The organism is Paludisphaera rhizosphaerae (assembly GCF_011065895.1).
GTDB classification, from domain to species: domain Bacteria; phylum Planctomycetota; class Planctomycetia; order Isosphaerales; family Isosphaeraceae; genus Paludisphaera; species Paludisphaera rhizosphaerae.
In genome coordinates this window covers 106,619-119,363 of sequence record NZ_JAALCR010000021.1, presented here as the reverse complement: position 1 = coordinate 119,363, position 12,745 = coordinate 106,619, and the positions used below count along the sequence as shown (strand labels likewise).

The 12,745-nt window shown below is 67.7% G+C and carries 7 protein-coding genes; all 7 read right to left on the bottom strand.

The window, feature by feature from the left end:
• Positions 1 to 22: 22 nt before the first annotated feature.
• Positions 23 to 1,240: an ABC transporter permease gene (locus G5C50_RS23855; RefSeq protein ID WP_165073469.1), complete on the bottom strand. Its 1,218-nt coding sequence runs from the start codon at positions 1,238 to 1,240 to the stop codon at positions 23 to 25.
• Positions 1,241 to 1,367: 127 nt separating this feature from the next.
• Positions 1,368 to 4,787, bottom strand: a complete 3,420-nt coding sequence (locus tag G5C50_RS23850) for a Tex-like N-terminal domain-containing protein (protein ID WP_165073468.1) — start codon at positions 4,785 to 4,787, stop codon at positions 1,368 to 1,370.
• A 343-nt stretch (positions 4,788 to 5,130) separates the two neighbouring features.
• Positions 5,131 to 5,667: a hypothetical protein gene (locus G5C50_RS23845; RefSeq protein WP_165073467.1), complete on the bottom strand. Its 537-nt coding sequence runs from the start codon at positions 5,665 to 5,667 to the stop codon at positions 5,131 to 5,133.
• Positions 5,668 to 5,795: 128 nt separating this feature from the next.
• Entirely contained in the window at positions 5,796 to 6,764 is a 969-nt protein-coding gene (locus G5C50_RS23840) for a hypothetical protein (RefSeq protein WP_165073466.1), read from the bottom strand.
• Positions 6,765 to 7,035: 271 nt separating this feature from the next.
• The gene (locus G5C50_RS23835; RefSeq protein WP_165073465.1) at positions 7,036 to 7,923 is read right to left on the bottom strand and encodes a hypothetical protein; all 888 of its coding nucleotides are present in this window, start codon (positions 7,921 to 7,923) and stop codon (positions 7,036 to 7,038) included.
• A gap of 329 nt (positions 7,924 to 8,252) precedes the next feature.
• Entirely contained in the window at positions 8,253 to 9,746 is a 1,494-nt protein-coding gene (locus G5C50_RS23830) for a DUF1501 domain-containing protein (protein ID WP_165073464.1), read from the bottom strand.
• Positions 9,747 to 9,776: 30 nt separating this feature from the next.
• Complete coding sequence (locus G5C50_RS23825) at positions 9,777 to 12,482, bottom strand: DUF1553 domain-containing protein (protein ID WP_165073463.1); 2,706 nt, start codon at positions 12,480 to 12,482, stop codon at positions 9,777 to 9,779.
• Positions 12,483 to 12,745: the final 263 nt, after the last annotated feature.

Sequence of the window (12,745 nt, the reverse complement as noted above, 5' to 3'; positions counted from 1 at the left end):
AATCATCCCCCGAGGGCGTCACTCAGTGCGAGCCCAGCCGGATGGCCTCCATCGGGACCATTCGCGCCGCACGCCAGGCCGGGTAGAGGCCGCCCAGGACCCCCGTGGCGATCGATAGACCCAGGCCGATCAGCAGCGACCTGGGCGAGACGCCCAGGTGGATGCCGCCGTCGAGGAACTGGTTAGCGACTGTCGTCCCCAGCCAGGCCAGCACGCAGCCCAGGACTCCGGCCATCAGCCCCAGGAAGGCGCTCTCCAGCGTGACCAGACCCAGGACGTTCCCCTGCGACCAGCCGTTGGTCCGCAGCACGCCGAACTCCACGAACCGCTCCGTGGTGCTCATGAGCATGGTGTTGACGATCCCCACGATCCCGACCAGCAGCGCCAGGCTGACGACGAGCATCAGGAGCCGATCGATGTGTCCCATCAGCATGCCGAAGTTCGCTTGCACCTCGTTCATGCTCCGGGCGCTGACGCCGGGCTCGGCCGTCTCGATGGCCTTGCAGACGGCCTCGTAGCCGGGAGGGGTGTCGGCCTCGACGTAGATGCTGGAGACCGTCTCCTTGGGCATCTTCAGGAGCTTCCGGGCCATGCCGATGTCCATGACGATGACCACGTCCAGGAGCATCGAGCCGGTGTCGTACAGGCCGATGATCGTGCAGTCCTGGCCGCCGACCTCGATGTGGTCGCCGACCTTCCTGGGCTCGCCGTTCTGTTTCGGGAAGTCCCTGGCGATCTTCCGGCTGATGACGACGTTCGGCTTGCCCATGTCCCCTTCGTCGAGGAACCGGCCTTCGCCCCGTTCCTTGACCGACTTCGGGAACACGGCGCTCTTGAGATTCTTGTGGGCGGGGATGTCCTGTCCCGAGATGACCGGCTGGTCGAAGATCGACTTCGACCCCTTGGACATCATGTTGCCGACGCTCCTCATGAGCATCGACTGCCCCTCGACGTCAGGAGCGATGCCCCAGGCCTCGGGCGCCACGTTGCGGACGCCCGGGATGGTCCGGATCTTGTCGACGACCTCGGTCGAGAGGGTGCTGGCGACGGGTGTCGGCGTGTTCTGCCGGAGGACGATGACCCCCTCGATCTGGCTGAGGGTGTCGCTGACCATGTTCCTCAGGCCGTCCGAGAGGCTGAAGAGGCCCAGGACGCCCAGAATCGGGATCGAGAGACCGATCAGGGCCAGGATCGTCCGCATGGGACGTGTCAGCAGGTTGCGCCAGGCGAATTTACCCATCGGCTATCCGTGTTGATTGAGGCCGACCGAAGGCCGCTCCGTCGAGCAAGGAGGAGCGGCCTTCGGGCTTGCCTCGTCGATCCGTCGCGTTCCCCGGCGTCATCCGGGGCCGTGATCCTTGATCCGTTTACTGACTCTCCGACTCCGGCTTCGGCGCGTCCGACGCGGGAGGGGCGTCCGACCCTTCGGGCTTGGGAACGTCATCCTCGCGGGCTTGCCAGAGTTGCTTGAGCTGGCCGAAGGTGCGGAGGGGAACGTTCCCCGTGAGGGCGTCCTTGGAGAGCGGGGGCGGAGGCGGGGCGGGCTTGGAAGGCCGCGGAGGCGTGTAGTCGGGCCGCGGCTCAGACCGTGGCCCGCCGAATCGACCCCCTTCGCGGCCGAACCCTCCGCCCGCTCCCCTGGGACCGCCGCGACCCTGTCCGGGGCCTCCGCGGAATCCACCCGGACCGCCGCCGGGACGTCCCTGGCCCTGACCCTGGCCGGGACCGCCGCCGAACCGTCGCGGAGCCGGCTCGCGCTCGCCCCCTTCGGGACGGGCGTCGATTGGCGCCGCGCCGACGGGCGGATTGGTGAGGCTCGACGGGCCTGGACGGGGGCCGCGGCCGCGACGGCCCTGGCCTTCCTGCCCTTGCCCCTGGCCCTGCGGTTGACCTTCGCGACGACCGCCGCCGCCTCCGGGGCCGCCGCCGCCTCGGTGGCGTTCGGTGCCCGGCTTGACCATCGTCAGCGAGACCCGCTTGCGGTCCTGGTCGACCGACATGACCCAGACGGTCACGACGTCGCCGACGCTCACCACGTCGTGCGGGCTCTTGATGAAGCGGTTGGCGAGCTGGCTGATGTGAACCAGCCCGGAGTCCTTCAGGCCGATGTCCACGAACGCGCCGAAGTCGACGACGTTCAGGACCGTTCCCTTCAACTCCATCCCCGCCGTGAGATCCTCCAGCTTGAGGATCCCCTTCTTGAAGATCGGCTTGGGGAGGTCGTCGCGAGGATCGCGTTCGGGGCGGCCGAGGGCCTCGATGATGTCCTTGAGGGTCGGCTCGCCGACCTCCAGTTCCTTGGCCAGCGCGGGGACGTCGACCTCGGCGAGCTTGGCGCGAAGCTCGGGAAGCTTCTCCTTGTCGCGGACGACGTCCGGGGCGTACTCGTACTTCTCCAGGAGCTTGGCGGCGGCCACGTAGCTCTCGGGGTGGATCCAGGTTCGGTCGAGCGGGTGCGGACCGTCGCCGATCTTGAGGAAGCCGGCGGCCTGGGTGAAGGTCGCCGGGCCGACTCCCTCGACCTCGATCAACTCATCCCGGTTGGTGAACGGGCCCTTCTCTTTGCGACGATCGGCGATCCGGCGGGCGGTGAGCTGGTTGAGACCCGAAACGTAGCGGAGCAGGGGGACGCTCGCCGTGTTCAGGTCGACGCCCACGAAGTTGACGCAACTGGCGATGACCGCGTCGAGCGAGTCCTTCAGCTGCTTCGGGCTGACGTCGTGCTGGTAGAGACCGACGCCGATGTTCTGCGGCTCGATCTTGACCAGCTCGGAGAGCGGATCCTGAAGCCGCCGCCCGATCGAGATGGCGCTCCGGAGCGTGGCGTCGAACTCAGGGAGTTCCTCGCGGCCGATCGGGCTGGCCGAGTAGACGCTGGCTCCGGCCTCGTTGACGATCACGTAGGCCAGTTGAGCCACCAGGGCGTCGGCCTCGTGGGGAGCCGGCGGGGCCTGCGGCGGGGGCGGGGTATTGCGGTTCCGCGAGCCGCGTCCCTTGGAGCGACGGCTCTGGCCGCCTTCGCGCTTGATAGGAGGCGTCGGCGACTCTCCCCCCTCGGCGGCCGGGACAGGAACGGCCTGATGCTCGACGGGAGTCTCAACGACGACCTGGGCCTCAGCGGCGGGCGTCTCGACCGGCGTCTCAGCGGCCGCGGGCTGTGCCTGAGCGCCGTCTGAACCGTTCTGGACGGCCTCGCCCGGCTCGGTGTCGGGAGTGGTCGATTCGGGGGCGCCGCCCGAGATCGGCGGCAAGTCCTCTTCGCTGGGCACGGCCGGAGCGTCGTCGTCCTCTTCGGGACCGTCGGGGACGACGTAGGGGCCGGGTTCGGCTTCGGCGACAGGATGGGCGGAGTGTTCGACGACGGCGACCGGCTCGGGCGCGACCGGCTCGGGAGCCGTCGTTTCGGGGACGACTTCGGCTGGCTCGACGGCCGACGGCTCGACGGCCTCGTCTGATTCCGCGACCTCTTCGGTCTCGGAGGCGTCGACCGGGGGCTCAGCGATGGCAGTGGACGCCGAGGCCGCTGCTGCGGCCGCGGCGGCTTCGGCTGCGGCGCGAGCCTCCGGATTGGTGCTGAACTCGTGGCCCTCGGCGATGATCTCGGCCACCAGCTCCTCGGTCTCGCGGCAGGCGGTGCCGTTGCCGATGGCGACGACGTTCACGTGGTATTTGCCGACGAGATCCTTGATGGCCACCTTGGCTTCCGACCGCCGGCCCTGGGGGGCGTGGGGATAGACGATCCCTTGCTCCAGAAGGTTGCCGTTGGGGTCGAGAACCGCCAATTTGCAGCCGGAGCGGAGGCCCGGATCGATGGCCAGCACCACCTGCTTCGGGATCGGCGGCTGGAGGAGCAGGCTGCGGAGGTTCCGGGCGAAGACGTCGACGGCGTGCTTCTCGGCCGTCTCGGTCAGGTCGTGACGGACCTCACGCTCCATACTCGGCAGGATGAGCCGTTCCAGGGCGTCGACGGCGGCGGCGCGGAAGCTCTCGGCCTGAGGGTGGCCCTCAAGCGGAAGCTGACCGAAGAAGGCGGCCTCCAGGTCGGGGCGGGAGACTTCCAGCTTGACCTTGAGCGGCCCTTCCTTGTCCCCGCGATTGATCGCCAGAACGCGGTGGGGAGGAACCTGAGAAACAGGCTCGCTGTAGTCGAAGTAGTCGCGGTATTCCAGGCCCTGGCCCTCGGGGACTTCCCCCTTGGTCGTGACGAGCTTGCCGGTCTTCCAGACGGCCCGTCGGACGGCCTCGCGAACGGCGGCCATCTCGCTGACGGCCTCGGCCAGGATGTAGCGGACGCCTTCAAGAACCTTCTCGGAGGACTCCAACCCCTTCTCGGCGTCGACGAACTCGGCGGCGGCGGCGTGCAGGTCGGTGAGAGTCTCGTCTCGGTTCCAGATCCGAGCGGCCAGCGGTTCGAGCCCCTTCTCGCGGGCCTCGGACGCCTTGGTCCGCTTCTTGGCCTTGAAGGGGAGGTACAGGTCTTCCAGGCGCTTCAGATTCTCGGCCGATCGGATGGCGGCTTCCAGCTCGGGCGTGAGCTTGCCCTGTTTCTCGATCGCCTTGAGAATCGTCTCCTTGCGTTCGGCGAGGTCGCGCAGCCGCTGCACCCGAACCTGAATCTCGCGGATCACGACCTCATTGAGGTTGCCGGTCCGCTCTTTCCGGTAGCGCGTGATGAAGGGGACGGTGTTGCCCTCGTCCAGCAACTGGACGACGCTCTCCACCTGGACGCGCCGGATCTGCAGGTCTTGCGCGATTCGGCCCAGGTCGACCTGAATCGGGTTGTCCATGGAGCCCCTACTCTGCACCAATGGTGTGTCGACGGCGATGGGGGCGAGACCGGCCGGCGGGGCCGAGGGCGTCGCCCATGATCGGAGGAGACAGACGGCTCGCGGTTCGGTCCGAGCGCACGAAGACGCCTTGCCTTGTAACAAGTTTGGACAACTTATATCATCGTCGTCCGCCTGTCAAGAATCCCCTCGCATCCTGCTCCGCCCCCCAAGTCCTCATCTGGAAGGACTTTCGGTTCGCCGGTTTGGATAAGATAGGCAAACCAAGTGTGCGTGAGCGCGCGAACAAGGCCGGCTCGACGAGAAGTCGGCCGGCCTTGGCGGTCTTCGCGTGGACGGGGGATCAGCCCCCCTTGTTCCAGTTGAAGAAGAACGGGTAAGGATACGGGCCGGGGCCGGGGACCACGGGGTCGACGTCGTAAATCGGCACGTAGCTGCCGTTGGAGTAGTACATCCCGACTGGCTTGAACGGATGGGCCATCGACTGGAAGAGTCGAAGCGAGGGGTGCCAGGGCTTGCTGTACTCGTTCACGGTCGACGATCCGGGGTTGCCGTAGAAGAAGGGGTAGACGCTCTCGGTGTCGGCTCCCTTCCATCCCAGGCCGTAAAGCCCCTGAGTCTTGGGGTTGATCCGCAGGTGCGCCTGGTTGACCGTGCCGTGGTCGGCGTATCGGGACGCGTAGAAGTTGTCGCGATACTTGTCCGGCGGCAAGCTGCCGGGGATGTCGGCGAACCGCATGACGAGGCCGCTGCGCTCGCTCAGTTCGGGGACCCGGGGCGGGGGGGCCTGGGCTCGGGCGACGCCCTGGGCGAGGCCCGCAACCAGGGCGAGAACGACGAGGCCCGCCAGGCGGGCGCGTCGAGTTTCGGGACGGGGCATGGCGTTCCTCTCCATCCTGATGAGTTGACGTCCGATGAACCGGCCCGGACAGGCCGGCGACGACGAAGGCCCGACGCGGGTCGCGCGTCGGGCCTTCAGCCGTCACGGTTCCTGATTCAGATGATCGGTCAGAATCCGTCCGGGTTGCGGGGCGGGAAGGCGAAGAAATCGCGAGGCGAACGGGTCGTGACGATATAGGGGACGTAGCCGGGGGTCAGCGGCACAGGACCGCCGGCGCCGACGAAGTACTCGAACTTGGGGCCGAACAGGCCGGCGAGCTTGCCCTTGAGCAGGCCGAGGCAGTGCTTGCAGCCCGCGCCGCCGCAGTGCATGCACTTCTTCAGCTTGGAGAGCAGTCCGCAGCCGCCGCAGAGGCCGCAGCCGGAACCGTGGCAGGAAGAGCAGGGGTCGCCGAAGCCGGCCCCGCCGCAGCCGCCGCAGCCACCGCCGCCGCAGAGCTTGCACTTCAGCTTGCCCGCGAGCCCGGACAGGTGGTTGTGCAGACCGCCCATCCCGCATCCCTTCACGCCGCAAGGATCAACGATCACCTGAGGCGAGGGGGCCGACTGAGACGTCGCCACGACTCCGGTCGGATGGCAGGGGCCGAAGTTCTTGACCTTCGCGCCCAGGCCGCAACCGTCGCCGGAGCCGCAGAGGCCCGCCAGGCCGGAGCCGATGCCCGGTCCGCCGTGCTTGCAGCCGCCGAGGCCCGAGCAGAGGCCGCACTTCGACCCGAGCCCGTGACCCAGGCCGCAGCCCGAACCCAGGCCGTGACCCAGCCCATGCCCGCAGCCGTCGCCGTGACCGCAGCCAGCGCCGTGGCCCAGGCCCATGAACTTGCCCTTCAGCCCGTGGATCGGGCCGGTGACGTACCCCAGGGCCTTGGCGGCGTCGCCGTGGGGGTCTTTGGCGTAGTGGCCGTAGGGAACCGGGGGAGCGAAGTATTCGCCGCCCGTGTTGAAGTCGTACGCCGGGACTTCCTTGGGGAGCGTGGAATGGAACAGATCCGCCCTGACGGACGCGGCCAGGCTCATCCCGAGCACCGCCGCGAGACCCAGGCCGATCCAAGAACCTCGCCGTTTTCCGAAGCAACGCATGGTCAATCCCTTACCTATGTCGCATGAATCCTCCTGAATCGTCCGGAAGCAAGCGGGCTGAGGATCGTGGCGCCCCGGCGTCCTGCGCGGGGCTTTGCCGCCGATCTTCTTGGCCATCTCTGGCCTTGCCACAAGGGAATCGGCCTGCGGGCGGCCCAGGCTCGATCGAAACCCACGTTCGAAACGGCCGAACGGCCCGCCTCCCCCGTTACAGACCGAGGGAGCGGACCATTCGGAATTTTCGTCGGCATTCGCCGAGGAAGGACAGGCCTCAGCGGCCGCCCTTGCCGTAGACCATCGAGGCCGGCAGCTCGTCGACCTTGCCGTTGGGCGCGTCGTACGAGATCGAGGCGTGGGACTCGCGGGAGGCCCGCTCGCGGTTCTGGCGGACGCTGCGCCGGATCCCGCCGAGATCGGGCAGGTCAAGCGCGTGCTTGATGATGTGGGGCCGAGGAACGCCGGAGTCGGCTCCGACGGCCGTCTGCGCCGGCGGGATCATGCTGGACGGCATGACCGACGGGTCTCGGGGAGCGCCCTGGGCACCGCGGTTGGCGGCGAGGGCGCCGGCGACCGGGGTGAAATTCCCCTGGCTGGCCCGAGCCATGCCGACCGGGGTCGGCTCGGCGCCGCCGACGACCGCTCGGCCCGTGGGGAACTCCGAGGCGACGGCCGTTCCGCCGACGACCGCACGGCCCGGAGGCATCGCGGCCGAATCGGTCACGACGATCGAGCCGGGAACGATGGTCCCGCCCATCGCGGCGGCGTCGGCCTCACAGGCGACGCAGCCGGTCGAACCCGGGGCAGCGGCCGCCGGGGCGGGCTGGGCGTGGACGTGGCCGTGGCTGTGCTGATGGGCCGCGACGGCGGCAGGCATGGCCGGCGGGGGCGGCACCTTGATGCCGTCTCGCTCCATGGCCCGCTGACGCTGGCATTCGGTGCAGTTCATCCGGCCGAGCAGACCTTTATGCTCGTGCTTGGGGGCCGCGGCGGCGACCGGCCGAGCCGAAGCCGCCTGAGCGGGGGCCTGACCCTGCTCCAGCAGGATCGGGGCCGGCTTGCCGGCCTGGGGCTGATAGTATTCCTGAGCGGAGACGCCGGCGACCGGCGCGGCCAGAGCCAGTCCGAGCAGGCCCGGGACCAACCGTGAGGGGGAACGCATGCGGGAACTCCTTTCCCTTATGAGGCCGCGTCGGCCGCCGCTGTCCTCGACAGGCGCGGCGGCATCCGAACGTGGCGGTCGAAACCGGGGCGGCCTTCCTTGAGACGGCTGACCAGTCCAGCCCAGGGGCCTCCGGCCCCTCGGACGGTTCGGCGCGGTGATCAACGCCCCGCGCCGGGCCCTCCCGATACATCCCCTAACATCGGCACGTCCCGGCCCGGGCTTTCGGAAAAACCGCTCGGTCTGTCCCGGCCGACATGACCGCAATCAGCGCCGGGATGGATCGGGCCTGGCGGGGCGATCGTTCGCGGCCTCTCAATCGATACCGTTCAGGAGAGGATTTCCTGGATGGGGCGTCCGTAGTCGATCTCAAGCCGCTTGCGGCCGGGGACGTCGAGTCGGCGAGGGTCGAGGCCCAGGAGGTGAAGGGTTGTTGCGTGGATGTCTGTCACGTAGTGGGGAGACTCAACGGCGTGGAACCCTAACTCGTCGGTCGCCCCGTGAACGGTCCCGCCCCGGATTCCGGCTCCCGCGAACCAGACCGTGAAGGCGTGAGGATGGTGATCGCGCCCCGTGGCGCCGGCGACGACCCCGTTGCGGACTTCCAAACCGGGAGTCCTGCCGAACTCGGTGCAGCAGACGACGGTTACGTCGTCGGTCAACCCTCGGCGCTTGAGGTCCTTGAGGAGGCCCGCGATTGGTCGGTCGACCCGGGCGCACGAGCGGGCGTGAAGGTCCTTGAGTTGGTTGTGCGAGTCCCACTCTCCGTAGTCGCTCAGATAGACCAGCGTGAATCGAACGCCTCGCTCGGCCAGGCGGCGAGCGGCGAGCAGGCGACGGCCGTAGATCGCCGTACTCTCCTCGTCGATCCCGTACAACCTCTGAGTCTCGGGGCTTTCCTCATCGAGGCTCATGGCCTCGGGGACCGAGCGCTGCATCCGGAACGCAAGCTCGTAAGCCCGAACCCGGGCGCGGAGCGCGTCGTCCTCGGGGTACTCGACGGCGGCGAGTCCGTTCAGGTCTCGGATGAAGGAGAACTCAGCGGCCTGCTCCTCCACGGAAACCGAGTCGAGCCGTCGGCCGAAGGCGAGCGGGTTCTTGGGATCGAGCGACAACTCGACGCCGGAGTGTTGCGGGCCCAGGTAATCGGCGGAGAAGTTCTCCCGGACGCGTGGATCCTTGTACTGACCGAGGAAGACGAACTGCGGCAGGTTCTCGTTCAGAGTCCCCAGGCCGTAATGGATCCACGACCCCAGCACGGGCTGCTTTTCGTCGAGCTTGTGGCGGCCGTGGTGCATCTGGAATTCGGCGGCGTGGTCGTTGTCGGTCGTGTACATCGAGCGCACGAAGGCGATGTCGTCGACGCAGGTCGCCAGTTGCGGCCACCAGTCGCTGACCTCCACGCCCGCCTCGCCGTACTTCTTGAAGCCGACCTGGAGCGGAAAGATCTGCGAATGCGTCCGGTCCTCGCCGACGACGGCCCGGGAGCGTTCGCGGAACAGGGGGGACTTGAACGGGCTGGGCATGCCCGTGTCGTCGTAAGTTTTTCCGGCGTATCGGTTCAGCAGCGGTTTGGGATCCCAGGTCTCCAGGTGGCTGACGCCCCCCGAAAGAAAGATCCAGATGACGCTGGAGGCCCGGGGGGCGAAGTGCGGCCCGACGACCGCTCCGGCACCCTCGTGCTCTGAGCGAGCCAAGCCCTCTCGCTGCATCATGGCCCCGAGAGCCAGGCCAGTGAAGCCGAGGCCGACGTCGGACAGGAAGGTTCGTCGGCGGATCCGGCCGCACGGGGGGCCGCTGTTCGAGGGTCTTCGGCCTCTCAAGGGGGTGCCTCCCGCTGTGCTGGTGTCGGATCAGTGGACGGTGATGAAGTCGTTGTGACTGAACAGGGCGTGGATGAGGTCTCGTCGGGCGCGAGAGGCCGCGTCCTCGGCTGCGCCGGCTTCGGTCGAGGGATGCTCAGCTCGGAGCAGGGTGGTTTGCCGGTCGAGGAACGTCGCGGACAATTCCAGCTCTCGCGACGAAGGGGGACGCGTCAGCAATTGCTCGAACGCGGCTGCCACGAACGCCTGGCCGCGTTCCGGTTCGCCGCGTGTGGCTGATTCAGCCCAGAGTCGATCGGCCAATTCACGACTCAGATCGAGGAGCAGCTTGTTGTTGACCAGAGCGAGAGCCTGCTGCGGCGCGACGGATGTCGTCCGGCGGTAGGCGTCGCAGGCGTCGGGGGCGTCGAAGAGTTCGAGGAACGTCATCCGAGCCTCGGCGTGGTGGGTAAAGTACAGGGTTCGCCTTCGAGACGTCATCCCCTGGGCGAGGTCGATGTCCGGGCCTCCCATCGCCGTATCGAGCCCGCCGGCGGCCTGGAGAACGGCGTCGCGCACCTCCTCGGCCTCCAAACGCGATGTGGGGAATCGCCAGAGCGAGTGATTCTCCGGATCGCCGGCGAGGTTACGGCTGTCGGGGTCTTTGCTGTGCGATGCGGATCGATAGGCGGCGCTCGTCACGATCAACCGGTGGAGCGCCTTCATCGACCAGGGCGGCGTGCCGGGCGAAGAGGGCTCCATCAATTCCACGGCGAGCCAATCGAGCAATTCGGGATGCGTCGGGGCCGTTCCGTTGCGGCCGAAATCCGAGGTTGTGGCGACGAGCGGCGTTCCGAAGTGCCATCTCCAGATGTGGTTGACCGCGACCCTCGCGGCCAGAGGGTTCCCACGATCGACGATCCAGCGCGCCAGCGCGGTTCGCCTGCCCGTACTGCGCTTCGGATAGCTCGGGCCGATCGGCGTGTAGTCCGCGGACTCCTTCTCCGCTTCGACTCGCGCCGTCTCCAAAGACTTGAGAGCCTTCTCCCTCAGCTTTTTCGCTTTCTCCTGCTCCGCGGGTGGTTTCGCCTCGGCCACGGCCAACTCCGCCTTCGCCAACGCGGTCTCGGCTCGTGTCTTCGCAGCCAGACGTTCGGCGCGCGAGGCTTCGCGGGAGAGCGCCTCGACATCCCCTGAAGCGAGGCCGTGACGTGCGTCGTCCGCGGCGATCCTCGCGCGGAGCGAAGCCGCCTGGGCCAGGGCGTCGTCCCGCTCCATCTCGGCAGCGCGATACCACGATTCCGGCTTCCCGGTCTGCTCCCGGACGGTCCCGAGGTTTTTCTCAGCCTTGGCGAGAGCGGTCGCCAGCCCGTCCGTCTCTTCACCTCGAACGAAAGCCTGAAGCGCCGGGTAGGCCGCTTGCGCGGGGAGTTCCACCGGGACGACCTGGTACGGTTTCCCGCCCAGGAACGAGGGCATCCCTGGAGGGACGGGCGGACGGTTGGGGACGATGTTCCGCGACTCGCCCCGGGTGTAGAGGAACGTCTGGGCGTCGAGCTTCTCGTCGAACACCCGAACCATCCCTGACTTGATCGGGGGGTAGGCCTTTCCGTAGTCGTACTTGGGATACGGGCCTGGGTCGGGCTCTCCCGGCAGGCGGTCGTGCCGCAGTTCCATCGGCTCGAAGACGGCGCGGAGGGCGAAGTAATCCTCCTGCCGGATCGGGTCGTATTTGTGGTCGTGGCAATGGGCGCAATTGAACGTGAGGGCGAGGAACGCCTTGCCGGTGTGCTCGACGGTGTCCTTCATCCAGGAGTTGTAGTTCCACCGGTAGAAATTCCGAACGAGGAAGCCGGTGGCCGCAAGATCGGCCGGACGCGTCGGCGCGACCTCATCGGCCGCGAGCATCTCCACGACCATCTGGTCGTAGCCCTTGTCCTCGTTGAGCGAACCGACGATCCAGTCCCGCCATCGCCAGATCATGGCGTAGCTGTTCAGGACGTCGGGGACGGCTCGGCGGCCGTACCAGTCGCTGTAGCGCCAGACGTCCATCCAGTGCCGCGCCCAACGCTCGCCGTACTGCGGACTGGCCAGGAGACGGTCCACCACACGCTCGTAACGCTCTTGCGACGGATCGGAGAGATACTCTTGCAACTGCGCTCGGGTTGGGGGCAGACCCGTCAGATCGAGATACAGCCGTCGCAGCAGCACGTGCGGCTCGGCAGGCCCGATCGGCGTTACACCGCGCCGCTCCTGATCCTTCGCCAGGAAGCCGTCGATCGGGTTTCGCACCGAGGAGGCATTCGGAATCGAGGGAACCGAGGGGCGCACCGGGGGTAAGAACGCCCAGTGCTTCTTGGGATCAACCTCCGGCCTCTCGTCATTCGGCGAACCGGCTCCCTGGTCGACCCAGGCGCGCAGGATCTCGATCTGGTCCGGGGTCAGCGGAGCACCTTCGGGGGGCATTCGCTGCGCGGGATCGGCCTCGACCACCCGATCGATGAGCTGGCTTTCGCCGGCATGGCCCGGCTCGACGGCGGGACCGCCGTCTCCTCCTCGACGAATCGCCTCGCCCGTATCGAGTCGAAGTCTCGCCTCTCGTTTCAATGAGCCGTGGCAGCTGTAGCAACGGGCCTTGAGGATCGGCTTGACCTGGCCTGTGTAGTCGATGGGATCCGAGGCCGCCTCGACCCCAGAAACTCGGACGAGTCCTACGAGCAACAGGATCAGGGCCGGCGATCGAGGGGAACGGACCATACTCGTCTTCCCAATGGTCAACGCGGCGGCGATCGCCGGGTGTTGCACAAAGGTGCAACAGCGGCCCTGGATACTCTAATGTCCGCCCCCGGTTTTCCGCCAGTGGCAGCCGGTGGTCGGTGATGGGGCCGAAATCGCGTAGGCTTTGATCCGGCACGCCGCGGGAGGTCGATTGCGGCGGCTTCCGGCTTGTGATTTGCTAATGGAATTGCGGTGGAGCTTGCGTCGACGCAGCTCCCTCCGAACTCGCACGAGGCCAGGCC

Excerpts from the sequence above, each read along its gene's own strand:
- G5C50_RS23855 (WP_165073469.1), bottom strand. The coding sequence starts at position 1,240 with ATGGGTAAATTCGCCTGGCGCAACCTGCTGACACGTCCCATGCGGACG.
- G5C50_RS23850 (WP_165073468.1), bottom strand. The coding sequence starts at position 4,787 with ATGGACAACCCGATTCAGGTCGACCTGGGCCGAATCGCGCAAGACCTG.
- G5C50_RS23845 (WP_165073467.1), bottom strand. The coding sequence starts at position 5,667 with ATGCCCCGTCCCGAAACTCGACGCGCCCGCCTGGCGGGCCTCGTCGTT.
- G5C50_RS23840 (WP_165073466.1), bottom strand. The coding sequence starts at position 6,764 with ATGCGTTGCTTCGGAAAACGGCGAGGTTCTTGGATCGGCCTGGGTCTC.
- G5C50_RS23835 (WP_165073465.1), bottom strand. The coding sequence starts at position 7,923 with ATGCGTTCCCCCTCACGGTTGGTCCCGGGCCTGCTCGGACTGGCTCTG.
- G5C50_RS23825 (WP_165073463.1), bottom strand. The coding sequence starts at position 12,482 with ATGGTCCGTTCCCCTCGATCGCCGGCCCTGATCCTGTTGCTCGTAGGA.